The sequence below is a fragment of the Duganella sp. HH101 genome (assembly GCF_001758795.1).
Taxonomy (GTDB): Bacteria; Pseudomonadota; Gammaproteobacteria; order Burkholderiales; family Burkholderiaceae_D; genus Rugamonas; species Rugamonas rivuli.
Map to the genome: position 1 here is coordinate 67,876 of NZ_LRON01000010.1, position 26,780 is coordinate 94,655.

General features: G+C 58.0%; 29 protein-coding genes. 8 read left to right on the forward strand and 21 right to left on the reverse strand.

Annotated elements, in window-relative coordinates:
• Positions 1-79 precede the first annotated feature (79 nt).
• Positions 80-964, forward strand: coding sequence for a LysR family transcriptional regulator ArgP (locus DUGA2_RS17140; protein WP_070270634.1), 885 nt, complete (start codon positions 80-82; stop codon positions 962-964).
• On the opposite strand, the gene DUGA2_RS17145 is transcribed toward DUGA2_RS17140, so the two are convergent.
• Together DUGA2_RS17145 and DUGA2_RS17150 are read right to left on the reverse strand one after the other, a co-directional pair.
• Positions 961-2,022 (reverse strand): histone methylation protein DOT1-like protein, encoded by a 1,062-nt coding sequence (locus tag DUGA2_RS17145; protein ID WP_070270636.1) that lies wholly within the window; start codon positions 2,020-2,022, stop codon positions 961-963. The two genes, DUGA2_RS17140 and DUGA2_RS17145, sit on opposite strands and share 4 nt — an antisense overlap.
• Position 2,023: 1 nt before the next feature.
• A complete protein-coding gene (locus DUGA2_RS17150) occupies positions 2,024-2,386 on the reverse strand; it encodes a DUF5710 domain-containing protein (RefSeq protein WP_008451864.1) in 363 nt (120 codons plus the stop codon).
• Between the two features lie 102 nt (positions 2,387-2,488).
• Between DUGA2_RS17150 and DUGA2_RS17155 the strand changes: the two genes are divergently transcribed.
• Together DUGA2_RS17155 and DUGA2_RS17160 are read left to right on the forward strand one after the other, a co-directional pair.
• Positions 2,489-3,379 carry a helix-turn-helix domain-containing GNAT family N-acetyltransferase gene (locus tag DUGA2_RS17155; protein ID WP_070270638.1) on the forward strand — a complete coding sequence of 297 codons (891 nt, stop codon included), beginning with the start codon at positions 2,489-2,491 and terminating at the stop codon, positions 3,377-3,379.
• Positions 3,380-3,438: 59 nt separating this feature from the next.
• The gene (locus tag DUGA2_RS17160; RefSeq protein ID WP_070270640.1) at positions 3,439-4,068 is read left to right on the forward strand and encodes a hypothetical protein; all 630 of its coding nucleotides are present in this window, start codon (positions 3,439-3,441) and stop codon (positions 4,066-4,068) included.
• Positions 4,069-4,126: 58 nt separating this feature from the next.
• Here the strand turns inward: DUGA2_RS17160 and DUGA2_RS17165 are convergent, their stop codons facing one another.
• Complete coding sequence (locus DUGA2_RS17165; protein WP_070270642.1) at positions 4,127-5,419, reverse strand: Vps62-related protein; 1,293 nt, start codon at positions 5,417-5,419, stop codon at positions 4,127-4,129.
• Between the two features lie 285 nt (positions 5,420-5,704).
• Between DUGA2_RS17165 and DUGA2_RS17170 the strand changes: the two genes are divergently transcribed.
• Both DUGA2_RS17170 and DUGA2_RS17175 read left to right on the forward strand, forming a co-directional pair.
• Entirely contained in the window at positions 5,705-7,894 is a 2,190-nt protein-coding gene (locus DUGA2_RS17170; RefSeq protein ID WP_071658932.1) for a serine/threonine-protein kinase, read from the forward strand.
• On the forward strand, positions 7,894-8,487 hold the full coding sequence (locus DUGA2_RS17175; RefSeq protein ID WP_141753298.1) for a hypothetical protein: 594 nt from the start codon (positions 7,894-7,896) through the stop codon (positions 8,485-8,487). Before DUGA2_RS17170 ends, DUGA2_RS17175 begins: the two co-directional genes overlap by 1 nt.
• Here DUGA2_RS17175 and DUGA2_RS17180 read toward each other — a convergent pair.
• Both DUGA2_RS17180 and DUGA2_RS17185 read right to left on the reverse strand, forming a co-directional pair.
• Positions 8,484-10,022, reverse strand: a complete 1,539-nt coding sequence (locus DUGA2_RS17180) for a sigma 54-interacting transcriptional regulator (protein WP_083296357.1) — start codon at positions 10,020-10,022, stop codon at positions 8,484-8,486. The genes DUGA2_RS17175 and DUGA2_RS17180 overlap by 4 nt on opposite strands.
• Positions 10,023-10,220: 198 nt before the next feature.
• The gene (locus DUGA2_RS17185; protein ID WP_070270649.1) at positions 10,221-11,009 is read right to left on the reverse strand and encodes an SDR family NAD(P)-dependent oxidoreductase; all 789 of its coding nucleotides are present in this window, start codon (positions 11,007-11,009) and stop codon (positions 10,221-10,223) included.
• A 91-nt stretch (positions 11,010-11,100) separates the two neighbouring features.
• Between DUGA2_RS17185 and DUGA2_RS17190 the strand changes: the two genes are divergently transcribed.
• Positions 11,101-11,973 carry a LysR family transcriptional regulator gene (locus DUGA2_RS17190; RefSeq protein WP_070270651.1) on the forward strand — a complete coding sequence of 291 codons (873 nt, stop codon included), beginning with the start codon at positions 11,101-11,103 and terminating at the stop codon, positions 11,971-11,973.
• 12 nt (positions 11,974-11,985) lie between these two features.
• Here DUGA2_RS17190 and DUGA2_RS17195 read toward each other — a convergent pair whose 3' ends face one another.
• From DUGA2_RS17195 to DUGA2_RS17260, 16 genes are all read right to left on the reverse strand, one after another.
• Positions 11,986-13,296, reverse strand: a complete 1,311-nt coding sequence (locus tag DUGA2_RS17195; RefSeq protein WP_070270653.1) for a type II toxin-antitoxin system HipA family toxin — start codon at positions 13,294-13,296, stop codon at positions 11,986-11,988.
• The gene (locus DUGA2_RS17200; RefSeq protein WP_070270655.1) at positions 13,297-13,581 is read right to left on the reverse strand and encodes a helix-turn-helix transcriptional regulator; all 285 of its coding nucleotides are present in this window, start codon (positions 13,579-13,581) and stop codon (positions 13,297-13,299) included.
• A gap of 612 nt (positions 13,582-14,193) precedes the next feature.
• On the reverse strand, positions 14,194-15,570 hold the full coding sequence (locus DUGA2_RS33585) for a hypothetical protein (protein ID WP_141753299.1): 1,377 nt from the start codon (positions 15,568-15,570) through the stop codon (positions 14,194-14,196).
• Positions 15,542-16,018, reverse strand: a complete 477-nt coding sequence (locus DUGA2_RS33590; RefSeq protein WP_141753300.1) for a hypothetical protein — start codon at positions 16,016-16,018, stop codon at positions 15,542-15,544. Before DUGA2_RS33590 ends, DUGA2_RS33585 begins: the two co-directional genes overlap by 29 nt.
• A gap of 860 nt (positions 16,019-16,878) precedes the next feature.
• On the reverse strand, positions 16,879-17,745 hold the full coding sequence (locus DUGA2_RS33595; RefSeq protein ID WP_141753301.1) for a hypothetical protein: 867 nt from the start codon (positions 17,743-17,745) through the stop codon (positions 16,879-16,881).
• Positions 17,746-17,770: 25 nt separating this feature from the next.
• The gene (locus DUGA2_RS32755; protein WP_071658933.1) at positions 17,771-18,550 is read right to left on the reverse strand and encodes a metallophosphoesterase; all 780 of its coding nucleotides are present in this window, start codon (positions 18,548-18,550) and stop codon (positions 17,771-17,773) included.
• Positions 18,551-18,571: 21 nt separating this feature from the next.
• Complete coding sequence (locus DUGA2_RS17215; protein WP_070270661.1) at positions 18,572-19,834, reverse strand: type II secretion system protein GspD; 1,263 nt, start codon at positions 19,832-19,834, stop codon at positions 18,572-18,574.
• Entirely contained in the window at positions 19,831-20,691 is an 861-nt protein-coding gene (locus DUGA2_RS32760) for a zonular occludens toxin domain-containing protein (protein ID WP_071658934.1), read from the reverse strand. The genes DUGA2_RS17215 and DUGA2_RS32760 overlap by 4 nt, the downstream gene beginning before the upstream one ends.
• Before the next feature lie 2 nt (positions 20,692-20,693).
• Positions 20,694-20,978 carry a DUF2523 domain-containing protein gene (locus tag DUGA2_RS17225; RefSeq protein WP_070270665.1) on the reverse strand — a complete coding sequence of 95 codons (285 nt, stop codon included), beginning with the start codon at positions 20,976-20,978 and terminating at the stop codon, positions 20,694-20,696.
• Between the two features lie 16 nt (positions 20,979-20,994).
• On the reverse strand, positions 20,995-22,164 hold the full coding sequence (locus DUGA2_RS33600; protein WP_141753302.1) for a virulence factor TspB C-terminal domain-related protein: 1,170 nt from the start codon (positions 22,162-22,164) through the stop codon (positions 20,995-20,997).
• Positions 22,161-22,526 carry a hypothetical protein gene (locus DUGA2_RS33605; protein WP_141753303.1) on the reverse strand — a complete coding sequence of 122 codons (366 nt, stop codon included), beginning with the start codon at positions 22,524-22,526 and terminating at the stop codon, positions 22,161-22,163. Before DUGA2_RS33605 ends, DUGA2_RS33600 begins: the two co-directional genes overlap by 4 nt.
• 4 nt (positions 22,527-22,530) lie before the next feature.
• Positions 22,531-22,755, reverse strand: coding sequence for a major capsid protein (locus DUGA2_RS17235; protein WP_070270668.1), 225 nt, complete (start codon positions 22,753-22,755; stop codon positions 22,531-22,533).
• 55 nt (positions 22,756-22,810) lie between these two features.
• The gene (locus DUGA2_RS17240) at positions 22,811-23,008 is read right to left on the reverse strand and encodes a hypothetical protein (protein ID WP_070270670.1); all 198 of its coding nucleotides are present in this window, start codon (positions 23,006-23,008) and stop codon (positions 22,811-22,813) included.
• Positions 22,995-23,330 (reverse strand): hypothetical protein, encoded by a 336-nt coding sequence (locus tag DUGA2_RS17245; RefSeq protein WP_070270672.1) that lies wholly within the window; start codon positions 23,328-23,330, stop codon positions 22,995-22,997. Before DUGA2_RS17245 ends, DUGA2_RS17240 begins: the two co-directional genes overlap by 14 nt.
• A gap of 24 nt (positions 23,331-23,354) precedes the next feature.
• The gene (locus tag DUGA2_RS17250) at positions 23,355-24,755 is read right to left on the reverse strand and encodes a replication initiation factor domain-containing protein (protein WP_229214713.1); all 1,401 of its coding nucleotides are present in this window, start codon (positions 24,753-24,755) and stop codon (positions 23,355-23,357) included.
• 183 nt (positions 24,756-24,938) lie between these two features.
• Complete coding sequence (locus DUGA2_RS17260) at positions 24,939-25,154, reverse strand: hypothetical protein (protein ID WP_229214714.1); 216 nt, start codon at positions 25,152-25,154, stop codon at positions 24,939-24,941.
• Positions 25,155-25,234: 80 nt separating this feature from the next.
• Between DUGA2_RS17260 and DUGA2_RS17265 the strand changes: the two genes are divergently transcribed.
• Together DUGA2_RS17265 and DUGA2_RS17270 are read left to right on the forward strand one after the other, a co-directional pair.
• Complete coding sequence (locus DUGA2_RS17265) at positions 25,235-25,747, forward strand: hypothetical protein (RefSeq protein ID WP_141753304.1); 513 nt, start codon at positions 25,235-25,237, stop codon at positions 25,745-25,747.
• Positions 25,728-26,735 carry a tyrosine-type recombinase/integrase gene (locus DUGA2_RS17270; protein ID WP_070270676.1) on the forward strand — a complete coding sequence of 336 codons (1,008 nt, stop codon included), beginning with the start codon at positions 25,728-25,730 and terminating at the stop codon, positions 26,733-26,735. The genes DUGA2_RS17265 and DUGA2_RS17270 overlap by 20 nt, the downstream gene beginning before the upstream one ends.
• Positions 26,736-26,780 lie beyond the last annotated feature (45 nt).

The following is a 26,780-nucleotide window of genomic DNA, read 5'->3' on the forward strand; positions in this document are numbered from 1 at the left end:
CCGTGAACAATGCCGACAGCTTAGATCGCGCGCAAAGATAAGTATAATTAATAATACTGACCAAATATTAGAGACGCTAATGAAGCAGGTAGACTATCGCGGCCTCGCCGCGCTCGACGCCGTCATCGATTACGGCAGCTTCGACAAGGCTGCCGTGGCCTTGTCGATCACCCAGTCCGCCGTCTCGCAGCGGATCCGCATGCTGGAAAACAACGCCGGCGAGTTGCTGATCGTCCGCAGCCAGCCGCCCGCCCCCACCGAAGCGGGACAGCGCTTGATCGCCCACTACCGCCAGGTGCGGCTGCTGGAGGCGGCGCTGCTGCACCGCCCGGACTCCGGCGAGGCGCGGCCGGAGATCGCCATCGCCGTCAACGCCGACAGCGCCGCCACCTGGGTGCCGGAAGCCGTGACGCCGCTGATGAGCAGCGGCGCCTGCCTGCTGCACATCCGCCTGGACGACCAGGATCACACGCTGACGATGTTGCGGGAGGGACGGGTATTCGGCTGCGTCACCAGCGAAGCGGCGCAAGTGGCGGGCACCACCCCGACCCCGCTGGGCGTCATGCGCTACCACTGCGTCGCCAGCCCGGCGTTCGCCCGGCGCTGGTTCCCGCACGGCATGACGGCCCAGGCCGTTCAACAGGCGCCGGCCCTGAATTTCGACCGCAAGGATGCGCTGCAGGAGCGCTACATCGCCCGCCGTACCGGCTATACCGGCCACTATCCCCACCATTCCTTCGCCAGCTCGGAGGGTTTTGTGCGGTTTATCGAGGCAGGTTTCGGCTACGGCATGGTGCCGGCGCTGCAATGCGCGCCGCAGCTCAGCGCGGGAACGCTGGTGGAAATCACGCCGGGAGATTATCTGGACGTGCCGCTGATCTGGCATATGTGGGATATCCAGACAGCATTTACGCGTGCATTGTCTGACAATATGATCGCTACTGCGCGCAAATACCTTCTTTAAGCCGCACCGTCGAGCGCCGCGAGTTCTTGCCGCACGCGCTCCTCCCATGCCGCCGGGTCGGGTTCATAAGCCGCTTGCGCGGCGGCGGGCGCCAGCGTCTCCAGCGGGCCGACGCGCTGGTACAGCATCACGCTGGTCCAGGCCACGGTGCCGGCGGGGAAATAATGCAGCAGCCTGAATGCCGGATGTTTGAGCGCATAAGTGGTGGTGCTGACCAGCGCACCTTCCCGCATCTCGCGCGCCAGCTTGTCCCCCAGCGCGTCCATCAGCGGGCCGAAGCAGGTGCTGTACATGAACACCAGGCTGGCGCCGCGCACATCGACCTTGAACATGTCCGCCTCGATGAAGGCGATGCGTGAAGCGAGATCGAGCAGATGGCTGCCCCGCGCCGCCCCGCCGAACGGCAGCCGCAGCGGCGTGTCGGGCGTCAGCGGCGACGGCAGCGCGGCCAGCCCCTGGCGTGCCAGCGCCAACAGCGCATGCAGGCGCTCGACCGCCATCGCGTGCCGGTAGCCCATCAGCTCGACGCCGATGCAGCGCTGGAATGGAAACGCCAGCGCCGCCGACATCACCACCTTGCCCAGCCCGCTGCCCAGATCGACCATGACGCCGCCGGCAGGGATCAGCGGCGCGATCGCCCCGAAATAGTTATCCAGCTCGTAGCGCTGGAATTCGCCGTAGATCAGGCTGCCGTCTTCGGCCAGCCAGGCGCGCACTTCGGCGTCGCTGATCCGCTCCAGCGGACGAAAATCCGGCGGCGGCGGGGTGCGCGGCAACATCCCGTGCGGCAGCAAGCTGGCCGGCAGGGTGCCGATGATGGCGCTCACATGCGGACGCAGGCGCTGGATCAGGTAGTCGCGCCGCGAACGGTCTTCCAGGCAGGCGCGCAGCGCGTAGCCGACTTCGATAAATGGGAGGAAAGGGCTGTCGGGCGTCAGCATGATCGGCGGCCGCACATGCTTTTCGCCGCCCTGAATGCTTTGAAACAGCGCCTCGAACACATCGTCCGGGTGCTGGAAGCTGGTGACGGGTCGGGCCGGCCTGTCCTCCGTGCGCATATCAGGCCCGCAGCGCGGCCAGCATTTGATCGACGCTGTCGTGCGCGGCCTGCCAGCCGGAGCTCGCCAGCGCCGGCGCGCAGACCGGGCAAGCCTCGAAGGGATTGCAGTCGTGCGGCAGTTCCTGGTAGAACTTGCCCACCACCGATTTTCCCACATACGAATCGACCGACAGCGGCTTGGCCTTCGGCGCGACGGCCGCCTTGGCCGGCACGAAATCGGCGCCGCCGGGCGCCAGCCAGCGCTCGAAAGGCTCGGTCGGCTTGCCGTCGGGCACGTACCACGACTTGCGCTCGCCATTCCAGCGCGCGCCCAGGGCCTTGGCTTCGTCCTTTTCCGCAAACGGAACTTTTAAAAACATCATCGTGGCTACTCCGCTAAAGGAAGCCGCCATTTTACATGCACCTGATTGACTGCACCGCATATCGCCGATATAGTTGCCAAAAGCAAGCATCTGGAGGATTCCATGCATCAGGACGTGCAACAGCAGGCCGAGATCGTCAGGCAGTTCAACCGCTACTACACCGTGCACCTGGGGCTGTTGCGCGGCCGCTACCTGGACACCGACTATTCGCTCAGCGAAGGGCGCGTCCTGTACGAACTGTCGATGCAGCCCGGCTGCACCGCCAACCACCTGCGCAACAAGCTGGGCCTGGATGGCGGCTATATGAGCCGCCTGGTGCGTTCGCTCGGCGAGCGCGGCCTGCTGCACGGCGTGCGCTCCACGCAGGACAAGCGTTCCACCCTGCTGAGCCTGACCGAAGCGGGCCAGGCCGCCATCGCCGACATCAACCATCGCGCCTCGGCGGAAACCGTGCGCATGCTGGGCCAGCTGGGCGAAGCGCAGCGCATGGAATTGCTGGAGGCGATGGGCAAGGTGCAGCACATCCTGTCGACGCCGGCCACGCGCGTGACGCGCGCCACCACCGCCCAGCTCGGCGATGCGCGGCATCTGCTGTACGAATATTTCGACGTCATCAACGTCGTGCTGCGCGATGACGACGAGGCCATCCGCGCCTTCCTCGACGACGCCAGCTCGGCCATGTGGATCGCCTACGTCGACGGCGTCGCGGCCGCCTGCGTGGCCATGCGTCCGCTGGCGGAAGTGGCCGGCGCGACCGAGTGCAAGCGGCTGTATGTCGCCGACCGTTTCCGCCGGCGCGGCCTGGCCGAGGCGCTGATGCAGGCACTGGAAAGCCACGCGGCCCAGGCCGGCTATGACGCGGTGTATCTCGACACCAAGGACGACCTGCAAGCGGCGATCAAGCTGTACGAACGGCTAGGCTACGAACGCTGCGCGCGCTACAACGACAACCCGCAGGCGACCATCTTCATGCGCAAGCGCCTGCGCGGATAAAGCGCTGGCCGGGCGGCGTCTGTGAGAAAATCCGGGATTGGATTCAACTCGCGACAACCATGCCCATCATCGAACCGATCACCCTGACGCTGGCCGAACTGGCCAGCCGTTGGAACCAGCCCACCCGCCAAGTGCTCGAACAAGGCCTGCCGATGTATTTCTACTTCGACGGGCTGGTGTTCGACTTCAGCGACAAATGGCACCGCGCCAACGGCGACACCGAGCAAGTACAGGATCTGGAAGCGCATCAAACGCGGCTGGCCGCGGTCGACCTGGATCTGCAACGCCAGTCGCTGCACAAACGCGGCCTGCTGAAACTGACGCAGTGGGAAGACGCGCTCAGCGACGACCAACTGCACCACCTGCAAGCCGAGTCCGACCGCCTGGCCACGGAAATCGCACGCCTGGGCGCGCTGCTCAAGGAGCGCACCGAAGAGCGCCAGCGCCACGTGCGCAACGGCCTGCTGCGCGCCGCGCCGCGCACGCTGCGCGACATCGCTCAGCACGGCCAGGCCAGGTTCCCGCAATTCGCCTTCATGCCGGCCTCCCCCGCCGGCAACGAACAGATCGCCGGCGGCGCGGTGGTCGCGATGGAGGATGGCTTCCCGGCAAAAGCACTGCTGACCGCCGACGATCTGGTGGTGGCGATGCTGGACGTGCGCGCGGCCGAGGCGGCAGCGAAGCCTTGAAGTAACACCGGCCCCGGCCGGCGCGCCAGTCTCACGCCAACCGGAGCTGGAATGACGCCTAGCGGTCGTTGACCAATGGTTTCGCGGTCAGCGCCGTTTCCTGCGTACCATACACGGCATTCACCATGCGCGTACCATCGGTGCGGATGGTGACGAACTCGACATTTTTCTGCCACATCAACACACGGTTGGATGCCGGCACGGTCAATTCGGTCGCCTCGGTGGTGCGGGTATCGTTCTGCAGCGAATCGGAGGTCGTGACCTGCATCTCGTAGGTGTAACTCACCGAGAGCTGGGCGTTGAAGCCGCCTTTATCGCCAGCGGCAATACCAACGCTGGCGCTGACCGTGACGCCGTTGGTTTCCTGGAAGGCCTTGGACGAAATCGCCGTCGTGCCGATGGAGATCTCCTTGGTGTACTTGCCGCCAGCGGGAGCCGAGAAGGCATTGGTGCAAAGGAACGACGACTGGCCGGCCAGATAGTAGAAAGGTGCGGCGTCGGGCTCGGCGCCCACGCTGTGGTCCACCACCACACTGGCGGGAATGACCGCCACGTTGACGACACTTTGTGGGGTGGCCGAGCCGATCCCGAAGCTGTCGGCATAGCTCGGCTGGGTCGAGGTGGGCGTCGGCATCGGCAAAAAGAGCTTGTCGACGACCAGGCAAAACGCTTTGGCGCTGCCGGTATTGCCGCTGTATTCGTTGCTGAGGAAGGTGGTCGGCGTCAGGAACAGGCTGTTGCTGGGGGCCGTCGCATTGATCGCAGGCGAACTCAGGCTGCCGTCGTGGTGCTTCCAGTGCGAACCGGAGTCGCTCCAGTTCCCTTGCGTCCCCACATTCTGCAAAAAGCTATTGTTCACGCACCAGTAGTTTTGCGCTGCCGGCTTGTCTACACCGAAGACCACGCCGACCGCCTGATACCCTTCGGGCGCGATCGGCCACCAGTAGCTGATGTCGTTGGAGTTGCCAGAACCGGCGTCGTCCAGTATCCACTCGAAATCGACCGGATGTGCCAGGGCCCCGGGATTGTTTGCGTCGGGCGCCAGTAGCATGATCGGCTGTTTGCCGAAAGGCACGCGATCGGTGATCGCATAGTCGCCCAGCGGCAAGAAGCCATCGGTACGGGAGCCCGAGTAGCGATAGAAATCAATCGCCGTATCGCCGCGTTCCGAACTCCAGATCACATTGAAATCGGCGCGTGCTGCGAATTTCATCAGGAATGGCGCAAAAGGCGCGCCATTCTGCGCATAGTTGGCGGCTTTGATCGCTTCCAGGATGGAGCGATCGGGCGAAGTCAGTTCGTCGAGAAACTGATTGGCGGTGGAAACTTTGCGGGGCGTAGCTGCTTTCATGATGACTTCCTTCCAAAGATCATTGATCGGATATGACGTGCAATGCGGAGTCCCGTGGGGCGCATTCCCTTATCTCTTTGCAAGCGCCGTGCCATAGAAAAAATCTGTCTATTTCGCCCATTTCCATCTAATTCACATCATTTAAAACCCAACCATCTTTTCCTTTACATGTAGAACCAGGCAATTTACATGTCGCGCGATAGTTTTTTGACATCGAAATATTCAACGCGAAATGTTATTTACCTATAATATTTATCAAATCTGCCATACCAAATTATCCTGCCTATGAGCTTGCCCCCAGAACCGCGTGACGCAAGCCAGAGCCTGGGACGCTACCAGCTCCGTAAATTACTGGGCCAAGGGGGATTCGGCCAAGTGCATGAGGCATGGGATCCAGCCTTGCAACGCTGCGTGGCGGTCAAGCGACTCATGCCGGATCTGCTGCAGGGCCAGGCCGCCAATCTGATCGGCGAGGCACGGCTGGCCGCGTCCTTGCGTCATCCGGCCTTCGTTCAAATCTACGGGCTGGAGGACGACGGCCGGAGCCAGTCCATCGTCATGGAGTTAGTCGACGGCAAGACCTTGCGCCAGCTGCTGAGCGAACAATCCTCCTTGGGCGCTCAGCAGTTGCTCGACATCGTGTGCCAGTTGGCCGATGCGATGGAACAAGCCCATATTGCCGGACTGGTGCATGGCGACCTCAAACCTGCCAATCTGATGATCGAGCCGTCCGGGCAGTTGCGTATCATGGACTTCGGCCTGGCCCGCAAGATAGACCCGCTCGCCACCGAATCGGCCAGCGACATCAAGTCGCAGGGAACGGTAGCCTATCTGGCGCCGGAGACGCTGCTCGGCAAGCCGCCCAACCAGCTCAGCGACATCTATGCGGTCGGTGTGCTGATCTATGAAATGATGCATGGTCAGCGCCCGTTTGCCCATTTGAACGGCTTGGCGCTGGCCGCCGCCCACCTGCAATCGTCGTCGGCGCAATGGGTATTTGCCGCCGGCAGCGATCCAGCAATGACCCGCCTGGTGATGGCCTTGTGTGCGCGTGAACCTGCGGACCGTCTGCCCACCATGCGCGCGGTCGGGCTGGCCGCCGGTGCGCTGCGCAGCGGGACCGGCACCCAGCGCGGCGCTGACGGCCTGGCCCCGGCATGGCTGCCGCCCCAGCTGGCCCAGCCTCAGCGCAGGCCGCGCGCGCGCACGCTGGCCTGGTGCGCGGCCGGCTTGACGGCCTGTGCGCTCGGCATCGCCTTGCTGCCTTCACCGCTCCAGAGCGCGCGACAATGGCTGCCGCCGTATTCCGACGCCGCCAGCCTCGCCAGCGGCCAGGACGCGCTGCGCCACTTCGACCGCGATCAGAGTCTCGATATCGCCGAAGAGAATTTCAAGGCCATCCTGGCGCGTCGTCCAGGCCACGCGGCGGCCGCCGCCGGCCTGGCCATTGCTTACGCGCTGCGCTATGCCGGCGACCGCAGCGACGACTCCTGGCTGCAGCGAGCCGACGCCAGCGCCCAGCTGTCGCTGGCGTCGGACGATCAGCTGGCGCAAGGCTACGCCGCCCTATCCCTGGTGCGGCAACTGCAGGGGCGCAACGACGAAGGCCTGCAACTGGCCGAGCGTGCTTTGAAGCTCGATCCGCTCAACCTGTTCGCCTTGAATGACCGCGCCACGATCCTGATACGGATGCGCCGCTTCGACGAGGCCCGCCGCTGCATCGACGAGGCGCTGCAGGCCTATCCGAACGAGCGCATGTTGATCGACCAGCTCGGCGTCCTGCATTTCAAGCAGGGCGACTATGCTGCGGCGGAACTGGCGTTCCGACGCAGCATCCTGGCCCAGCCGGACGCCGTCTTTGCGTACGCCAATCTGAACGCGGCCTTGCTGCGCCAGGGCCGCAGCGACGAAGCCCTGCAGATACTCCAGCAAGGCCTGCAGATCCGGCCCAGCGGACAGCTCTACAGCAATCTCGGCACCGTCCTCTTCAACCGCGGCGACTATCTGGGCGCGGCCCAGGCATTCCAACATGCGGTCTCGTCGGTCAAGGGTCGGGGCAACGCTTATCTGCACTGGGCCAACCTGGCCGACACGCTGCGCTGGATTCCCGGCCGAGAAACGGCCTCCCGCCAGGCGTATCAGGAGGCGGCGGCGCTGTTGCAGCCGCTGCTGGCGCACTCGCCCAGCGACACCACGTATTTATCGCGCATGGGCTTGTATGCGGCCAAGCTCGGCGACAAGCCGACCGCCGAACTCATGAGCGGCAAGGCGGTGGCCGCTGCGCCCAACAGCGCCGACGTGCATTTCCGAGCGGCCATGGCCTACGAGATCATCGGCCAGCGCGATGCCGCGCTGGGTGAGCTGGGCCGTGCCCAGCAACACGGCTATCCGGCCAAACTCATCAGCACCGAGCCGGATTTGCTGGCTTTGCGGCGCGATCCTCGTTTTCACCAACCCCACACGGAAAGCAAATAATGACACCCCTACCCTTGATGACATTGTCCGGCACCTTCGACGTCAATCAGCGCAGCGATCGTATGGACTGGGAATTCCTGGACATCGGCGCGGTACCTGGGCAACCGCCCCAGCCCGGCGGAGAGCATTGGAACAGCGACGTGTTTTTCTCGGCCGGCCAGAGTTTCTGCATCGCGTTGACCGCCACCGACAACCAGCTCACGGGATTCCAGTCGTTCCAAATTCTTGACTGCCACCTCATCACGCGGCCGCAGATACTCCGCTGCGGCAAGGACGAGCTGACGCTGTACGCGCCGCCGTCGCCATTTGTCGACGCGGCGGGCGACACCCTCAACGCTGTGTGCCCGATAGCCGGCACCGACTTCTTGCCGCTCTCGAGTACCCAGCCGAACGGCAGCACGCAGCAAACCATGCTGTGGGCGAACAGCCTGACCGTGGGCGGCATCAACGCCCATTGGGAAATGTCGCTCTACATCACGGTGAGCATCCAGCGCGCGTGGAGCGAGCAGCAACAATTGCGGGTGTTTTACTTCGACCCGGAAAGCGAAGTCGGCAATGGCACCACGCCTCCGGACGTCGTCGGCAAACGTTAAGACAAGGCGATACCCAGTGCGCCGAGATGGCGGCGCAAGGCCTCCACCGGCGTCATCAGGCGCGACGCGCTGCGCAGCAGGTCGCCGTCGCAAGCCTGCAAGGCGGCATGGATTTCGTCGATGGGAATGCGGGCCGGGAAGCGGATGTGCGGATGGTCGTGCAGCAGCTTGTACAGCGACGGACGCGAAATGCCCAGCTGCTGCGCCGTGGCCAGGATTTGCCAATCGCAGCGCTCCATCGCCGCGCTCAAGTCATGATGGCTCAGCTCGGACACCTTGCGTCGGCCGGTCGTCCGCGCATGCGGCAAGGCAGGCGCGGCAGGCATAGCCGGCGCAACGACGGACGGCGGCGACGGACGGCTGAAGGCCGACTTGTCCAGCACCGGCACCAGCCCCTCGCGCAAGTCGAGCACGATACGCCGCATCGCGTGCGCCAATTGACGGACATTTCCCGGCCAGTCTCCATTGCAAATCTGGCTCAACAAACCGGCGGGCAGGACACCCTGCGGTTCCGCCCCATGCAGATGCAAAAAATGCTGCATCAACAGCCCGATATCCTCGCGCCGCTCGCGCAGCGCAGGCAGGCGTATCACATATGCCTCCATGCGCCGCCGCAAGGCTTGATTGAATCCGCCGCCGGCGTCCAGTGCGCGGTCGGTGGCGGCAATCAGGCGTGCACGCGATATCGCGTCTGCCGCGGCGCCCAGCGGTCGATACTCGCCGTTCTCCAGTACCCTTAACAGCATCGACTGGACCGATGCCGGCGTATCGCCGATTTCATCAAGAAATAAAGTGCCGTCTTCAGCCTCGGCAAACCAGCCGCGCCGCGTGCCTTGGGCGCCGGTATAGGCGCCTTTGACGGCACCGAACAAGTCGGCGGCGGCCAGCGATTCGCTAAGGGTGGCCATGTTCACCGCGACAAACGGACGTACGCGGCGCGCGCTGATGCGATGGATGGCGCGCGCGGCCACCTCCTTGCCGCAGCCGGTCTCCCCCAGCAGCAGCACGGGCATATCGGTCGCGGCCACCTGCATGATCGCTTCGCGGACCTGGATCGCCGCGCTGCTCACGCCGAGCAGTTCGGGCAGGCTGCCCGGCTTGGGCAAGCAGCGCATCCAGTGCAGGCAGATAAACACCTGACCGCCCAGGCCGAGCACGATGCCGTTCGCCAGTTGTCCGGCATCGAGCGAGACCGGGCCGTAGCTCGGCTGACCATTCACCTCCAGTGCCATTTTGCCGCCCGCATACGCGATCTCGACTGCGCCAGCCGCATCCACGCGAATAGACAGCGGCTCGCGCGAGATCGCGCGATGGCCGATGGGCATGCCTGCGCCGCCGTGACCGGGCCGGGAAAACATCGGCGCGAAACGGCTGATGGCAATCGCATCGCCGGAACCCATGCATTGTTCGCCGATCCGCTCCCGCTCGGGATGCCACATGATGGTCATGCCCAGGATAGGCTGTTCGGCGTACGCGTCCGTTAGCCGGGCCGTCGTCAGGGTGTTGTCCAGGTCGCTCACAGGTCGGATCGCCATGGCAACGCCGCCAGGCCGTCTGGAGTGAGTGGATTTTTAATCATGCGATGTGAAACAGAAAGCATTGGGGTCCGCTGGCAGAAGTGATGCGTTCGCGCCGTACACGAACGCACATTGGTTTAAGCTACGCCGCCATTATTTCCGAATAACCTGACCGCGTCACTCCCGCGCCGAATCGGGCCCTGCAAAAACAACAAATCACGTCATCACGCGGCCGCCCGCCACATCGAGCGTGACGCCGGTGATCCATGACGCCGACTCGGACAGCAGGAACAGCGCGGCCGATGCGACATCATCCGGCTGCCCAAGCCGCCCCAGCGGAAAAGCCTGCTGCATCGCCTGCTGCTGCGCGGGCGGCATGCGCTGAGCGGTGCGCTCGGTCAGCACCGCCGACGGCGAAATGCAGTTCACGCGCAAGCCATGCCGCCCCACCTCGTTGGCCGCGTGCTTGGTCAACATGATCACACCGGCCTTGGCCGCCCCGTAGCCCGCCGGCGCCCCCGAAGCCACCCGCCCTCCCGCCGACGCCATGGTGACGACGCTGCCCGCGCCGCGCGCGATCATCGCCGGCAGGAAGCACTTGAGCGTAAAGAAGGTCGAGGTCAGGTTGTGGTCGATGCTTGAGCGCCAATCCTGTTCCGTGATCTCGGCCAAAGGCACGGGACGTCCGCTGCCGCCGCCGGCAAACGCCAGCAACAACTCGGGCGAGCCGAACTCGGCCTCGACGGCGATACGCATGCGTTCGACGGCGGCCAGGTCGGCGCAGTCCGCCTCTGCCGCGAACGCCTCGCCGCCCCCGGCGCGGATCGCCGCCACGGTGCTGGCGATGGCATCGCGGTCGCGGCCGTTGACGGCGACCCGGACTCCGCAGCGCGCCAGCGCCAGGCAGGTGGCGGCGCCGATACCGCGCGAGCCGCCGGTGACAAGGGCCACCTTGCCGCGCAGGTCGGCGTAGGTGGGAACAAGGCTGTTTGCTTTTTCGGTCATGGCTAGTCTCCTGTGTATGCTTGACGCCAGATTACAAAGTGGCTAGGCTAAAATCAAATCATCAATTATTGGTCTAACCATAAAATAAAAGATGTCTTACCTACTTCATCTGCGCAGCTTCCTCAGCGTCTACCGGCACAATTCGATCTCGCGTGCGGCGCTCGCGCTGCAACTGACCCAGCCTGCGGTATCGCGCCACATCAAGATACTGGAAGCGCGCTTGCAGTCGCAGCTGTTCACCCGCTTGCCGCGCGGCCTGGCGCCGACGCCGGCCGCGATCGAACTCGAACGGCAGGCGGGGCCGCATCTGGATGCGCTCGATGCGCTGGTCGGCAGCGGCGCGGGCCAGCGCGACGACCTTGCCGGCGTGGTTCACGTGGGCGCGACCAGCGGGTTCTCGCGGCTGCTGTTGTCTGCGTTGAGCACGCTGCCGCGCTACGCGATCCGGCTCGACCTGCGCGCGATGCCGCCGCCGGCGCTGGTGGCGGCGCTGGTGGCGCGTGAGATTGATGTGGCGGTCACGCTGGCGCGCATCCCGCACAAAGGCATCGACTACGAACTGTTGTTTGAAGGGCGACAGCAACTGGTCTGCGCGCCGGCGCTGCGCGACCGCCTGCCCAAGTCGGCCGCGCCGAAAGGCTTGCCGCTGATCGATTTGCAGGGGCCGGTACCGCCGCTGGCCAGTTTCTGGCGCGAGGTGTTCAGCGGCAGTCCGGAGCTGCCGTCCGCTGTCGTACCGGACTATCAAACCGCGTTGGAGGCGGCGGCAGCGGGCGCCGGACTGGCGGTCGTGCCGGAGTGTTTGTGCCGGCCGCTGCTGCACGCCGGACAGTTGATCGCGCTGCCGCTGCCGAAACGCGCGCCGCAGTTCGCGCTCTACATCGCCAGCGCCAAGGGAGGCGGCGCCTCAGGGCGCGTCAGCGTTTGCCGCCAGCAGCTGATCGACGCCGCCCGCAACTGGTGACGGGGAGTTCGATCAAGACTTCGCGCCGCGCGCGAGCGGCAGCGTATTCAAGCGGTCCTCAATCTCGATGCGCACCGCATCCGGCACAGCCAGGTCCTGCATGGCCTTGGGCCAGAGATCCCTGGCGCGCGCCACCGTTTGAGTGACGGCCGCCTTGGCTATGCGTTCCGAGATGCCGGCCCGCCTGGCTATCGCAGCGTAGGTGGCCAGCGTTTCTTGCCGCTGCAATTTGTCGATGGCGACATTGGCGCCAAATCCCCGAAAGCCCGGCAGTGCCGCCACGCAGACGATATCGTAGGCCGGCGACAGCTCGGGGCGAACGCCATTGTGGTAAAGCACGCTGAAATTCTTCAGATGGGCATCCGAGTTCCCGATCAGCGTGTTGACGGCCTGCCGGATAAAGAACTGGCGCACATCCTCGATGCCACGCGTGCTGAGGCGGTCCAGCACCTGGATCAGCTTGACGAATTCTTTGGCGCCGGAATACTTCTGGCCGGGCATCAGCGTCAGCAGTTGGCACGCGTCTTCCATGTGCACCGCGCCGCCGGGGCCGCGGTCGAATCGGTCGACGGCCAGGAAGCGCGTGCCGGGGCCCAAGGCGTCAACCAGTTCGGGATAGCCGGCCAGCGTACTCATCGGCTCCGGCCTGCATTGCGCGACGTTGACCCCGGCCAGGCCCGCCAGCGTCATGCACGCGTATTCATTCAGCACTTGCGAGTCGTCGCCGGCCAGCGGCAGCTTGGCGACAAGGTCGGACGGCGTGCCCTTGACCGGCATGCAGTAGCGTTTGCCATCCCTGGCGCGGGACAGCGCCAGCTTGTCCTGCACGCCGGACAGCGACGCCGCGCCCTCGGCGGCCTGCTCGGGCACACCGATTTCCAGGTTGTCGGCGCCACCCGTGACGCCATATGCGCGGGCGGCCGCAGTCAGATTGTCGAGCTTGGCCGGCACCACGGTGGCGGCGCCTGGCAAGTCTTCGCCGGCGGCGGCCAGGATGCCGAAGTCATCCATGTCGAGGTCGCTCTTGCGCGTGGCCGCCAGCCGGCGGCGGAGGGCCCCTTCTGGCAACAGGCCCGCAAAGAATGGCGGCAACTCGCCGCGTTCGCGGTACACCGCTGGATCGAAGTAGTTTTTCAGCGTTTCCTGCGTCACTTGCTCGACGCCCGGCAGCGTCATGGAAAGCGACAGGGTAGCGCGCCGCGTATCGGCCAGGTATTGCTCGGTAGCGATGAAGCGCGTTACCCGTCCTGCTTCGCACAGCCAGCCGACCTGCTGCCCGTGTAGCCACACTTCCAGGTATCGCGGTCTCAACGCGTTGCTCAATTAAGCCCCCTGCAGAAGCCGGTCCACCGTTGATGGAACATCGTCCGGCCCGATGGTTTTGCCGGACAGCAGGCGGGCAAGCTCGGGGAGCAGATGCTTGGGTATCAGGACCAGGCTGACATCCATGGCATCGGCCAGCGCCTCGACGGTGCTGAGCCGGGAATCTACTTTCCCGCTCAGTACATTGCTGACCTGCGGCACGCTCATCGCAGTCAAATCCGAGAGGGCCTGCAGCGTTTTGCCCAATTCGCGACGACGTTGCTGTAGTTGCTCGAAGACCTTCATTTTATTCTTTCAGATAAGTTACACCTCAAATTTTACATCAAAACGTAAATTATTTATGAGGCAATTTTTATGGAAAAGCATAAAATCACTCACTCCTATTGCGTAAAAGAATAAATCAGGAAAACAAATGAAAAAAGCACCTGGATAGTGACCCATCCAGGTGCTCTGATTTTCATGTGAAATTTGGTGGGCCTCCCGTGAGTCGAACACGGCACCAACGGATTATGAGTCGTTGACGCAGGGTCGCTATAGGCACGCATTACCCAGCAATTCAAAGATTTACGATACCCAGCCTCGCTTTAAACCCGCATTGTACAGCTATGCCGTTGACAGATTGTTGACAGCCACGACAGCGCATCTAAGACCTTGGGGCGCCGCCCCAATCCCCGCCGAGCGCCCTCGGTCGTCAGGGGGCTGGACAGGAAAACCAGTCCAGCCTCCTAACGACGAGCGTAATCATACCTGGCACGTCAAGGGAGCGCTGCGCTTCGTACTCACCCGTTCGTTTTTTTGACCAACACCCGTCAAAAAAGCCGCTGCGGCTTCCGTGCGACCCTTGACATGGCACAAGCCTAGGGCAGGAAAAGGCAACATTCAATATGAAAATTTATATCAAAGAGAATGAGCACTAGTAAAAAGTGGTTTCCAAGAAAACATCTTTCCTTTTGCATCTTGGCTTTGCCCATGACACCAAAAGAAAGGAACAGTAGACTTTGGCAAAGAATGAGCAAATGCAATTAATAACGCCATATTTCCCGCACCCAATGCACAATCTTGGATCCTACGCTCAGTCCAAGTTTTCCCCTTTCCTTCTTGATAGGCTCTAAACAATTGAGCTCCAACATGCCGACAGAAACTTATAGCCTCATCTCGACGGGTTCCCCATCGATTATCAAGAAAAGCTTGAGGAATTATATCTTGATCTGACGAACGTAATACGTCCTTGCCCTGCTCATCAAGTTCATATAAAGATCCTGCCGCCAAGTTAACACGACCTGAATCTGTTAACACTTCAATTAAATTTTCAGACACCAAATTGACTGATATCCCCAATTTTTTTATTGTTTGCTGTATTTTATAAATCCCAACATCAGTTGCTAGCGAAAAGAAAACGTGCGTTACAATTTCATTTAATTTTCCAGATTCGGTAAGTGGAGCGCATTTTTTATATCCTTCAACACCCATCAAACTACTGAAAAAATCACTAATTTCAATTCCCGTAAAAGCCCCATCTTCAAAAATGTAGATGTCAGACAAAGAATCGCCCTCAAGAAATTCTCGATATTCCAATACCTTATTTTCAACTATCAGATGTGATAGCTGCTTTCTTATCATCACAGCAATTGAATCAGCGCTTTTTCCATTTTCATAGCGGATAATGCAAATCTGCCTAAACTTTTCATCGCTCGAGTAATTTCTCTCAAAAGAACTCGTCATCTCTTGAGAAGAAATTATTTTGAAATTGCGCAATAGCCGCTCACCCACCCAGCGATACCGGCCATCACTAATTTTATCAAACTGATCTAGCCAGTGATCCAAATCCTTTTCGACAAGCGCATCATGTTGCCACTTGTGCATTTCCCTTACTACTGCTGAACGCCAATCCAGCTTCCATTCCTTTAACCGAAGTTCCAGCAAATCATCTGCTAGATGCTTGAAGGTAGAGCAAGTTACAAACTCAGCATGTTTCACCCAAGTTATTTGGCGCTTTAAATCAATTCCAAAATCGTCTACTACAATATAGCGAACATTATCGGGGCTGTCCGTAAGTGCAAATTCGCGTGAGAGTTTTTTAAGGGCAGCATTTGCATGTCCCAAACTATTAACATATTGATCTTCCACTTCAATGAGGAATATGCAATCGCTAGTTCGCCAATCGTTGATCGCAAATTTATCGAGTAATTTCTCTAGCGATGCAACTCGCTTTTTCGGCAGCACCAAAGCGAGAACGGTTCCGTCTTTAGCGGCGATTCGTTTTATTAATTGCATCGAGGAGAATTCCTGCTGGAATTGCTAATTGTCTGATTTGCTCTGCCGTCATCGAATCGATAGAATCTTTAATAGCCGCTCTTAGAATATCGTCAGAAAGTGGAATTTGCTGGGATGTAGATGTTTTGTCAGAGCGTGATTTTATCGTAGGCTTATCGGGCGAAATGGAACTTTTCTGTTCTATCGAAACGATTTGAGAAGTGTTGGCGGTGTTAGCCAAATCAAATGTATAGACGTTATCTATACCTTGTCGGCCAGTTATTTTCAAAATTTCAGAAAAATTCTTCTCAACAAAATTTCTAACTGAACCATAATTGCTTCTTATATTCTCATCCGGAAACTGCTTCTTTACTATATCACCTAGCTTAGCTCCCAATATCGTAGGTGAATTCTTTGCCTCTTCAAGAAATAACTGACTCAAAAGCGCAATATTCTCGGAACTAAACATTAGCATAAGCCTTTCAAAATTATAGTTAAAAAAAACCCTGAACGATTTCTCATTCAGGGAATTTTCTATCGGCGAGAGTATCTATGGATTCTAGCCGCGATGTTTGGTTAGTAGCACTTAATTAGAGCGCACTCGAAGTACCCAAGAACCTAGAAATTGAGCACTGTCCGCAGAGTCAGAGAGGTCCGTTCTGCATCGTAATGAATACCTGGTCAGAGCTATCGAAGTAATCCGACGACACTAACAAAATATTTCCCCTAAAGCTATAGGCCACGGCCACCAAGATTTTCTTGAAAAAGAAATATGGATCGATCGCATCACTTCTCGCGAACCATGCCTTTTAGCTTCATCACCACAACTCCATCATAGCATAGCCAATCCACCTAGTGCCACACAACACGTCGGACAGATCGAAATTTTCGACCCTTGTCAACACATATGTGACGCCAACGAACAATTGTCACGTTCTACAGCAGACTATGGGCTAATCTTGGATCTGAACAGCTAAGACTAACACCAGATCGGTGTTGAAGTTCGCAGTTGACGGCACGGCCCAGCTCCGGGGGAAACGCTTGGCCCCTGCTTGAAGCAACAGACTTGTTTCTGCTCAGCCCACCGCGCATCTAAGACCTTGGGGCGCCGCCCCAATCCCCGCCGAGCGCCCTCGGTCGTCAGTGGCCTGGACAGGAAACCAGTCCAGCCTCCTAACGACAAGCGTAATCATATCTGGCACGTCAAGGGAGCGCTGAGCTTCGTACTCACCCGTTCGTTTTTTTGACCAACACCCGTCAAAAGAGCCGCTGCTGCTTCCGTGCGACCCTTGACTTGATCTAAGTCTACGCGCTGCACGCAAAGAGCACCTATGGGGTGAGCTGCTGACCTACCTCGGTCAGCGCTGGCAAGATATAGCCGTCCTTGCCAATCGTTACTCGCCAATCCTTCCCAGTCTCTTCCAGCCGCTGATTTATCCAGTCGACGGGAACCTGCTCTATGCCCGCGTTGATGTAGGGCGCATCGCCAGGAAACCTCGTCATATACTCCATGCGAAATGTCCTGAGCGCTTCAATACGTGCGTCATACTCTGGGTTGTTCGCCCCAGATCCTCCGCGACCAAAGCCCCACAGATAGGTTTCGAAACCCACCCGCTCGGTAGGGCCGCGCGCACCTCGTCCACCTCGACCGTCAGCTGTGGGACAACTGCCGCCATCCCCACCAATGATTAGACCGTCATCCCCATTGACAACGCCGCCTCCACCTTTTCCACCTGTTCCGGCAACGCCCCCATCACCGCCTCGTCCACCAATAATCACCCCCCTATTTCCATTGATTGTTCCGCTACCACCTTCCCCGCCCACACCTGCTGGGCTTTTGTTTAGGTTGCCAGCGACCCATTCTTCATGACCATCTTTCCATGCCCGCAATCGTTCAACAGAGAAATCAATTCCTTGATTTTTGTCGATCATGTCGGCGCAATTACCGCAAAGGAAAATGCCATTTGAGATGGACTTTCGCTCCAGTTCGGTCATTGATGCATCAAAGCGAGGTCCGTTGCTTGCGGCAGCGCAAATATGAGCAGCCTTACCAATGTAAAGGAATTTCTCAGGATCATCAGCTGAGGGCGCAATCGTCAGTTTTCTACAGTCCGGGTTCGAGCAGATAAACGCTGCGCGTTTGCCCAACACATCTATCACTGGTTTCAGAAAATCATCACGAGACATGTTTTTCATAATCCTCATCTTGAGTTACGACGTTTTAGAGTTGAACAATAAAATTGGGATCGAATTGTGCGTTTTCCGCTGTCCGTCCAAGCGTCGGATACCCGCATGGATTGCATACCACTCGACACTTTCCGACTTGGTAATCGCAGGAGTCATGCACATGCCCATGAACCCATAAATCAGCCTGAACCACCAACTCCTCCAGACTTGAAGCGTAGGCTGCGGAAAGCGGATCTGTAGCATAGCGGACAGGCACCGAACGAATGGAGGGCGCCATGTGAGTCACAACAACAGTCTTTCCATCGAACGACTCCGCAAGCTTCTTTGCCAACCAGGCACGTTGCGTTAAGTGGAACTGGACAGTGTCCCCAGCGCGTAATTTCCGGTACCCCTTTTTAGCTAACCGGATTCGCTTGTAGTCATTCAATCCGGACTCTGCCTCCATGAAGCAGTAGCGACGCTGATCGTCACCAAACAAACAAAAATCCGTCCACATTACGGCGCCGAGAAAGCGAACCCCATCAAGCCTAACTTCCCTACAATTCAAAAAAGTGACGTGCCCACTGGCGGCACAAGCTGCCTCAATATGATCCTGGACATCGTCAAGACTCCCCCCATACGCTTCATGGTTTCCCGGTACATAGAGCACAGGCAGGCCCGCAAACGCTTCGCTGGCCCAGCCAACAGCTTTAGCCCCCGTATGGATGTCACCAGCCAGGATTACCACGTCAGGTAGGCTGTCGAGCGGATTGATTCTTGGAGCCTGCCCATGCCAGAGCTCATGGTGTAAATCGGAAAGGACAAGTAGGCGCATCCCAGCAATCTTTCATCAATTTTACTCTTGAATCTGAACAGCTAAAACTAACACCAGATCGGTGTTGGAATTGGCAGTCGAGGGCACCGCCCAGCTCTTGGGGAGGAACGATAAGCCCGTGCTTGAAGCAACTGACTTGTTGCTGCTCAGACCACCGATGATCAGAATTTCGCCGTCGTTCATTGTGAGCGACGTCTGGATTTGCCGATTGCTCAGAGTTGGCGAGGACGTAACGCCTGTAGTGGTAGCGCTAAAGCTCGACACTTGGCCGTCAACACTAAGGTTTATTTTCCCAGATCCCAGCACTCGCGGCGTAACATTCAAAACCACTCCAGATTGTTGATAGGCGACCTGCTGCAGTGGATTGCCATTCTTGTCCAGCGTGGTCGACGCGATGGTGGGCACCTTGTCGCCGAAATTAACAGCAGTTTTTTCATAATCGTCGACAAGGGCCGTAGGGTTGGCAACCTGTTTAAACCTGCCATCCGATGCTATGGCATCCAGCACTACCTGAAAGTTATTTCCTTTCAGGGATAAAGCGGATCCAGACGAATCGCCAAGTCGAATGCCCAACTTCGCACCAAGCAAATCGGCGACCACGGATATGCCAAGACCGGCTGCGTCTTGAGAACTCACTTCGACAAACGTCGCCGAAATCTTAATCTTATGCGGCGCAACATCTATCGCCTTCGCAAGCAACGACGCCTTCTTCAGCTTTTCAGCAGGAGCGTTCAGGACGACGAGCCCACCCGCTACCGACGCAGGTTTAGCCTGAAATGCAGCATTCACCACATCCGACACAAAAGCGGCATTGCGATTTATTGGCCGGTAAACCTCGGTTTCAAAATCTTCCTCCGCCTTCGACTTGGCCAACATTGCGGCATCATCCATCTGGCGGAGCTCATCACGTTGGTCTGCCTTTCCGCGATCCCCCACAATCCCCACCGGCCCCGACAAGGCCAGCGAACGTCGGGCCGAGACTGTATCTTCTTTTATGCCCAGGTAGTAAATTCCGTCACGCTGAACGCTCGTAATCCCTTGTGCGGACAGTACACCCTCGACAAATTTAGGAAGCGCCTCTGCCGAGATACTCTTAACAGACACGGCTATGGTCTTGTCCATTGCCAGCAGCTCGGGACTGATCACATAGTCCCGCTTCATCATTTCTTTATACGTCGCCTGAGCAAATGCCACAACTGACAGGGACTTAAAATTGAGAACGAGCGTCTCCGCATGGAGAGCAATCGGCAACGTGAGCGCAAATATTGCGCACAATTTTTTCATTTCATGTTCTCCCTGCACTGCGGCGGCTCAGAGGCGATGACGCCACCTTTAGTTATGCTGAAACAATACGGCCCTTGGACGTAATAGCCAGCCACCTGCTGAGCAGCAGGCAATTGAACCGGCGTAGCAGCGGGCGGAACAGAACCGCCACCACCTTTCTGGGAAGCGCCAAGCCCCTTGCCAGCCATGCCCTGCGATAACGTTGTGTAGGCCCTAGGAACAGCCACAACAGCAAGCGCAATGCCAATGGGGAAGGCGAGAAGCCACTTGGGCAGCGCAAATTTTTGCTTCGTATGGATTTCTGCGCTCTTGTACCACTTGAACGCCTTCTTCGGGTAGGACCAGTATCGCGTTACCGCCGTCGCCATCCCCGCAAGACTGTCGGAGCATGCATCCCATTCGTACACCATAGCGCGTTGACCACCGAACAGCCTTCGATAATGCTGATGCTTACCGACGAGCGCACGTACAGACCCATCAATCAGCTTGGGATGCTGAGTAGTGATCCATATATCAAAGCCACGATGGCGGTGTGTATTGAGCCATGCCACATGAGCGGGAGCAATTGACGCTGACGACCGCGGCGGAAAGCAGCCTTGCGCCTCATCGATAATGACCAGGGAACCATCAGGCATCTCATCCCAATCAGGAACGAGCATAGGCGCCCCCGCCTTCGCAACCTGTACAGACTTCAGCGGCATGATGGCGTGAGGTAGCGCCAAGTCAGGAACTCCAGAAACAAATATTGGCCGTGCCTCTTCAGGGTGAGCAGCCCACCGATCAACCAGCGCGGCAAGCTTTTCGACCATGGAAAGAGTCTTTCCTGATCCAGGAACCCCAGTGTTCAAATCGATCATGATTAGCTCTTAAGTACATACTTCGCGGCGCCCACAGATGCCCACATAGCGACTCTGGCCATATAAGCACCGAAGATCATGCCCATCACCTGGGGAATACCGGAAAGTGCGGCAAGTTGAAGAACTGCTGATGGCATCGCCGACCAATTGCTTTGTGCGCTGGAGACCAGCGACGACACCAAGGCAGTGACGCCGGTATATGTAACTGCCGTGAAACCTAGTGCCACGATTGCACGCAGCACCAGAGGGCCGATAAGGCCCATCAGAAACGTAGCTATATTCAGCATGACAAGCTCCCATGATTCATGATCGCAACCCCTGCGCGAAAATAAGAGCTGCCGCCGCCGCGCCACATGCCAAGAAGATCGGGGATAGCGTCGTCATTAGATCGCACGTGGATTGATACTTGAGATCGTAGGTCTTGCCGAACATAGTGAAAGAGATAGGCGCAGGGCATCCAGTAGGGGCAGCAAATACCGTAGGAATAAAAGTCGCCGGCACATTGATCTTCTCCACGGTCGGCGACTCAGGCAGCGTGTAGTCATATCCGGGTATCGGGCCGGGCTCACCTGGCTTTATCACCGGATCAAGAGGGTTTTGGACTGTAGCAGGATCAGGGAACCCGATTGGGTTCGCCAGATCGCCAACCTTAGGCACCTGCCCTGTCGCAGCACGGATTGCCTCGATCATTTGAGCAGTCATAGGATTGTTGACTGTATCGTTGTACGCCTTCGTTCCGTTGACCGCAGCATCATCTTGCAAGACTTTGTTGATGATGTCGGCCATCTGCTGGGCGGGGATCACTTTTTCCTTCATATCCGCAGGCATGTCCTTCATCGCCTCAGGTACGGACACGGTTTTGGGCGGCTTTGCAGCAATCGGAACTGTGTAGTCAATCACCGCTCCGGGTGGCGTTTCAGCATAACCATACACAACAGCGGTTCGCGTGGTCCCGCCACCATTCCAAGCAGAATCGAGTGCTACGGTATACGTTGAGCCAGTGCCGTTCGGGGAAGTGCTACCGATACGGAGATTGCTGTATGTGACGCCTGGCGTGCTACAAGTGTAGGTGCCGCACTCACCGTACATAATCACCGCTCGACCAACGGTTAGAGGATCGCTCCCCTCCACTTGCTTGCCATTGTATGTCGCGCTGCGGAACGTCACTTCACTTGGATTGCCGCCGCCAGAACCAGGGGCCGAATCAGCGGGAGGCGTGTACGTCACCGTCCCATCAGAGTTGCGTATCCAGTCTATCGCGGCAGGCAACAGCAAACCGGCTAGCAGGCCATACGGACCGAGCCCAGACAAAATACGACTGGCACCGGCAGTGGCACCGCGTGACGCCATAGCGGAAAGAATCTCCCGCCCCACAAAGGTTGAAATTGGCGGCATCACCAGCGCCTGCGCCGTGCTGACAAAAAGATAGACTTGGATGGATAAAAGCGCAAAAAGTTTCTTTACAAAATTCATGATGGTTCACCTCGCGACCAGTCCAGATATTTACGGATTGCATTGAGGGCATAGACCGCCGCCCAGCACGCCAATACGGCGGCCATGACTATCTCTGCTGCATCTACGTAATCGGATTGGGTACAACCGGGGAAAGCAATCGCCTGGCTGACATACGCAATGCTGGAGGCACTGCCATCAATAGGCGTTGAGGATATTTGTAGATTCAGTGAGCCGGTCGAAGGATCGGCAGAGGTGCATGTAACTGTGCGCACAACTGCACCGTCAGCCACAATGGAACTGATCGGTGCATATGCCGCGCAAGCGGCACCCCCTGCATCCACGACGGTCGCGTAACAGGAAGCGCCGACTTGGTAGCTCATCGCATTAAGCGCCCGCTTTACGCTTGATGAAAGCGTAAACCTTGCTGATGCCGAACAGCGCCACGGACAGGCTCACCAGGCCGCCGATAACGGACAGCAGAGCAGTCTGCGCATCGGTGATGCCCTGCGTCGTGGCGGTAACGTCGATGGCGGCACTTGCAGCATTTGCGGCACCAACGGAGACCAGAGCGACGACGGTCAACAGACCCTTTTGAATATTGCTTTTCATATACAACCCCTATTACGAATGCCGGAAACCCGTCCGGCGCGGTACCACAAAAAAATTAATGCAGAACTTCGACAATGAAATAGCCTTCGTGGCAGTTCAACGCGGCGGTGTCGGCCGCCTCGCTGTAAGCATCAAACCGGCCTGCTTCATGCGCCCAAGGAGTGAATCCAACATCACCGTCCACTGGCATCAAAAACAATGCACTCTCCTTGTCCTGCACGATGAATTTGACCTCGCGCTTATGCGCCCACATTTTTGCCACCAGGGGCAGCAGTCTTTACTGCGTCAACTGGTCGCAGCGAATGGATAACGGTCTTTTGCGTTTTCCCGTTGGTGACAATCTCAATTTCCGCAAGTGCCATAAATGGCAACGAGCCAGCGAGGTGTTTGTATTTCTGGTATTCCTCCGCCTTACCGAGGCCGTACTCTGCGGTGGCCGTACCCATCGCGGTATCCTTACTGGTGTCGAGTTCGGTCTCGACAAACACCTTCGTGCTATCAAACGCCTGACCGTTGTCCATCGTGCCCTTGGAGAACTTCATGCCGGTGACTTTGATCGTGGAGGTAAATTTCATGTTGAGTTCCTATCTATAAGCGGCCTACGCAAAACCGTTTTCCCCATTGAGGCCAAAACATGGGACGGTCGTAATAAATTTCATCCAAGATGGAATCGCAGCGGGTTCTTGCTTATGCACTGGCACCGGGCCAGACGTAGCGTCACTGGTCAGCGGCTTCATGCGCTTAGGCCAGTAGTCCACACTGTCGTTGCACACCAGATCGAGCGCCTCCTTATCACCGTAGAGCTCACGGAATACGCGGAGATATTTTCCAAATTGGTGTTTGGTGACTTCGATGCATGCGGCCATAGTGATCTGGGCCGTCTTCTGCTTAACTTCCATTCTTCGCGGTGTATCCACCTGGGCAAATTCCACAAAGCACGGATACGCTCCGCAAAAATACTGCGACGGGTTCAGCAAAACTTCGGGCAAGATAATCATGCTGGTGTTCTTGAACTCGACCTCGCACCGGCACCAGGCACTCTCTTTGTCGCCTTCCTTCTTGCCCTTCTCATAGAATCGACAGAACTTACTGGACGTGCGCTGACCAATGGTCAAAGTACGCCCCTTGCCGCTGGGGCGGTTCCAGTTGCCAAGCTGCTGTATTTCTGGCGGACGGCCACCTTTCTTGAAGCTGTAGCCGCCATCCCACCATTGCTTTTCAGCCCAATCCACCGACAGCCGATCCCCGGAAAAGTCATCGTGAGCAAGATCAATTCGCGAGATCGAAGGACGCATCGCCACCTTCGTGAGGAAGTTGAACAACCGCCCTTCCCATCCCGCTATGGCGTTCTGGCAGCCTTGGCCGCTAAGGGTGACAAGCATCGTCGAGCGCTGACCACCAAAGCAGACGAACCCCATGTCATCACCCAGCACCCACGACTCCCGATAGAAGTTCATACCCCGGTCACGTTTGGACGTAATACCGAAGCCAAAGATACTTTCGAACTGACGGCTGGCTTCTTCGATGATTTGATCGTCTGCAACCAGAATCTGACGGGCAGTCTTAAAGAACGTGTCCTCCAGAACAGTGAAATTGATCCAGTCAATAATGCAGACTTGCCCTTCCGCTGGACGACGGACCATCACGGTTTTCGTTTTGCCGGAATCAGTCATGACCAACGACACTTCGCCAAGATGTTCTTCCGAAACCAAAGACCATTTTTCTGAAATGTCGTCCTCGTCGGCGCCAACTAAGTTTTCCCCCATGTTATTAATGGGGCGATCATCTGGCGCCGTTACCTGCGCTTTTTGCGGCACTAACCGGGCATTTCCGGCAGTCGCGGCGACACCCGGCGCCGGCGCTAGCGCGCTGTCGACGTGGTCGCCGCCATTGCCAAGCGACTTGCCGATGCCAAAAATCTTCACTTTCACAGATCGCGCGATGGACGATCCGCCCGATGCAGCAACATAGGCTTCTGCAGGTGTATTAATTTTCTTCATGCGATTTCAGATTGCTGCCTGGGACATGTTTAGGGCTGAGATTGGAGTCGAAGACGGAGTTGATTTCCAAGCAAAACTTCTCAATAACTACGATTCGTTCTTCATCGTTCAGCTTCACGAATTGATCGACAAACATCTTGGTGAGGGTCGCGCAGACAAGCACGTTGGGCGAGTGAAGGAGGCTCATTTGAACTCAGCATCCAAGGCGCGTTTCCGCACGAGCTCAACATTCACAAAAACGCGCTTGCCGATCTTCATGATTGGCCAATAGCCGCGATCCGCCTGCGCGATGAAGACCGACGCAGGCAAGCCAATGGCAGCAGCGAACGACTCACGTGTCATGAGTGGCACGGCGAGTTGCATCGGCGCAAGCTGGTCAAATTTCGGAATGTCGCCCATAATTGAATCCATAAGTTTCTGTTGGCGGTAATATTTACCGCTTTGTCGAACAATAATACCTATCTAGGTTGATGTCAAGCATGGAAAATTCTCCTGAGCATAAAAAAATTGGGCACCTGGGCGACCGTCTCCGTGCAGTCGTGCAGCTGACACTGACCCAATCCAGGCGTTTTAAGGAGCTGGAGGAGCTCTCACAAATTCCGGCTACCCACTGGCGAAACTTCTTCAGCGGCAAGCAGCGCCCGACCGTCGAAATGATTGAATTCGCATCGAAGCAGTGGCCAGAGCACGCTTTCTGGCTAGCGACAGGCATCGACGACACCGAACGCGGGCATATCGATCCCTATGGGCCGCCTGACACGGGTACCAACTTGGATGCCATCTACATGGAGCGGCGTGCTGCCGCACGTGTCTTCAGAGCGGCAATAGATCGGGCGGACTATATCGAGGCTCGTCTGCAGGAAGACCCTCATTTCGAGCAGGACGACCAAGTAGTTAAACTTGAATCGCTGCTCGTTCAGCTCAGGCGCTTACGGGACGAAGAAGAACGTACGATGAATGAATTGGAAAAGAATGGCGATCAAGAAAACTGAAACTGGCTGGCTCGTAGACGCGCAACCAGCCGGACGTGGCGGCAAGCGCTTTAGGAAATCGTTCAAAACTCAGGCGGAAGCGAAGGCGTGGGAAGCATGGCTTAAAACGCAAATAAACCAAAAGGCGGAGTGGGCTCCCGATAAGCGAGACATCAGGAAAATTACCGACCTAGTCGATACCTGGTTCCAACATCACGGAGTCGGCCTGCGGTCTGGGAAGGACACTTACGCTCGGCTGAAAGCAATGATGGCGGCAATGGGAAATCCAACGGTTGAGAACTTCGATGTCAGTATGTTTGCGGAGTACCGCACGAAGCGTCTAAGCGTAGGTATTTCTGCCAACAACCTGAACCGCGAGCATGCCTATTTGCGATCGGTGTTTAACGAATTAGAAAGGCTGGGATTCTGGACAAAAGAAAACCCGCTTGCGAAGCTTCGACAATTCAAGATCACGGAAACAGAGCTCTCTTACCTGACGCTGCCACAAGTGACACACCTTCTCGACGCGATCAGCAAAGGCCGCAACAAGCATGCGCTGCTAGTGACCAAGATATGCCTGGCAACCGGTGCCCGATGGAGCGAAGCGGAGGAACTGCGGCTTTCGCAAATCCACACCGGACTCATCCAGTACGCAAGAACTAAGTCTGGCAAGGTTCGATCAGTACCAATTCAATCCGAGCTGGAGACAGAATTGCGGGAGCACCATAAAACACACGGCGAAGGGGAAAGAGTCTTTGGGTATGCGTTCTCAGCGTTCCGAGAAGCAATTGAACGGTCAGAGATTGTACTGCCCGACGGACAGCTCACACATGCGCTCCGACACACATTTGCCAGCCACTTCATGATGAACGGCGGCAACATCATCACGCTCCAGCGCATACTGGGGCACTCCAGCTTGACGATGACCATGCGTTACGCACACCTAGCGCCGGAGCATTTGCAAGAGGCCAAGAACCTCAATCCGTTAGCGCTGTTGACACTCGGTTGACAGTAGAAAAGAACAAGGACTTAGGTTCGCACCTAAGTCCTTGTT

What these genes read in the sequence shown, in the direction of transcription:
- DUGA2_RS17165 (WP_070270642.1), bottom strand. Translation starts at nt 5,419, where the DNA reads ATGAAAGCAGCTACGCCCCGCAAAGTTTCCACCGCCAATCAGTTTCTC.
- DUGA2_RS33590 (WP_141753300.1), bottom strand. Translation starts at nt 16,018, where the DNA reads ATGTTTAGTTCCGAGAATATTGCGCTTTTGAGTCAGTTATTTCTTGAA.
- DUGA2_RS17250 (WP_229214713.1), bottom strand. Translation starts at nt 24,755, where the DNA reads ATGAAGAAAATTAATACACCTGCAGAAGCCTATGTTGCTGCATCGGGC.
- DUGA2_RS17190 (WP_070270651.1), top strand. Translation starts at nt 11,101, where the DNA reads ATGTCTTACCTACTTCATCTGCGCAGCTTCCTCAGCGTCTACCGGCAC.
- DUGA2_RS17270 (WP_070270676.1), top strand. Translation starts at nt 25,728, where the DNA reads ATGGCGATCAAGAAAACTGAAACTGGCTGGCTCGTAGACGCGCAACCA.
- DUGA2_RS17160 (WP_070270640.1), top strand. Translation starts at nt 3,439, where the DNA reads ATGCCCATCATCGAACCGATCACCCTGACGCTGGCCGAACTGGCCAGC.
- DUGA2_RS17180 (WP_083296357.1), bottom strand. Translation starts at nt 10,022, where the DNA reads ATGGCGATCCGACCTGTGAGCGACCTGGACAACACCCTGACGACGGCC.
- DUGA2_RS33585 (WP_141753299.1), bottom strand. Translation starts at nt 15,570, where the DNA reads ATGCAATTAATAAAACGAATCGCCGCTAAAGACGGAACCGTTCTCGCT.
- DUGA2_RS17140 (WP_070270634.1), top strand. Translation starts at nt 80, where the DNA reads ATGAAGCAGGTAGACTATCGCGGCCTCGCCGCGCTCGACGCCGTCATC.
- DUGA2_RS32755 (WP_071658933.1), bottom strand. Translation starts at nt 18,550, where the DNA reads ATGCGCCTACTTGTCCTTTCCGATTTACACCATGAGCTCTGGCATGGG.
- DUGA2_RS17155 (WP_070270638.1), top strand. Translation starts at nt 2,489, where the DNA reads ATGCATCAGGACGTGCAACAGCAGGCCGAGATCGTCAGGCAGTTCAAC.
- DUGA2_RS17175 (WP_141753298.1), top strand. Translation starts at nt 7,894, where the DNA reads ATGACACCCCTACCCTTGATGACATTGTCCGGCACCTTCGACGTCAAT.
- DUGA2_RS33605 (WP_141753303.1), bottom strand. Translation starts at nt 22,526, where the DNA reads ATGAGCTACCAAGTCGGCGCTTCCTGTTACGCGACCGTCGTGGATGCA.
- DUGA2_RS17260 (WP_229214714.1), bottom strand. Translation starts at nt 25,154, where the DNA reads ATGGGCGACATTCCGAAATTTGACCAGCTTGCGCCGATGCAACTCGCC.
- DUGA2_RS17200 (WP_070270655.1), bottom strand. Translation starts at nt 13,581, where the DNA reads ATGAAGGTCTTCGAGCAACTACAGCAACGTCGTCGCGAATTGGGCAAA.
- DUGA2_RS17150 (WP_008451864.1), bottom strand. Translation starts at nt 2,386, where the DNA reads ATGATGTTTTTAAAAGTTCCGTTTGCGGAAAAGGACGAAGCCAAGGCC.
- DUGA2_RS17245 (WP_070270672.1), bottom strand. Translation starts at nt 23,330, where the DNA reads ATGAAATTTACCTCCACGATCAAAGTCACCGGCATGAAGTTCTCCAAG.
- DUGA2_RS17215 (WP_070270661.1), bottom strand. Translation starts at nt 19,834, where the DNA reads ATGAAAAAATTGTGCGCAATATTTGCGCTCACGTTGCCGATTGCTCTC.
- DUGA2_RS17265 (WP_141753304.1), top strand. Translation starts at nt 25,235, where the DNA reads ATGGAAAATTCTCCTGAGCATAAAAAAATTGGGCACCTGGGCGACCGT.
- DUGA2_RS17185 (WP_070270649.1), bottom strand. Translation starts at nt 11,009, where the DNA reads ATGACCGAAAAAGCAAACAGCCTTGTTCCCACCTACGCCGACCTGCGC.
- DUGA2_RS33600 (WP_141753302.1), bottom strand. Translation starts at nt 22,164, where the DNA reads ATGAATTTTGTAAAGAAACTTTTTGCGCTTTTATCCATCCAAGTCTAT.
- DUGA2_RS32760 (WP_071658934.1), bottom strand. Translation starts at nt 20,691, where the DNA reads ATGATCGATTTGAACACTGGGGTTCCTGGATCAGGAAAGACTCTTTCC.
- DUGA2_RS17145 (WP_070270636.1), bottom strand. Translation starts at nt 2,022, where the DNA reads ATGCGCACGGAGGACAGGCCGGCCCGACCCGTCACCAGCTTCCAGCAC.
- DUGA2_RS33595 (WP_141753301.1), bottom strand. Translation starts at nt 17,745, where the DNA reads ATGAAAAACATGTCTCGTGATGATTTTCTGAAACCAGTGATAGATGTG.
- DUGA2_RS17170 (WP_071658932.1), top strand. Translation starts at nt 5,705, where the DNA reads ATGAGCTTGCCCCCAGAACCGCGTGACGCAAGCCAGAGCCTGGGACGC.
- DUGA2_RS17240 (WP_070270670.1), bottom strand. Translation starts at nt 23,008, where the DNA reads ATGTGGGCGCATAAGCGCGAGGTCAAATTCATCGTGCAGGACAAGGAG.
- DUGA2_RS17235 (WP_070270668.1), bottom strand. Translation starts at nt 22,755, where the DNA reads ATGAAAAGCAATATTCAAAAGGGTCTGTTGACCGTCGTCGCTCTGGTC.
- DUGA2_RS17225 (WP_070270665.1), bottom strand. Translation starts at nt 20,978, where the DNA reads ATGCTGAATATAGCTACGTTTCTGATGGGCCTTATCGGCCCTCTGGTG.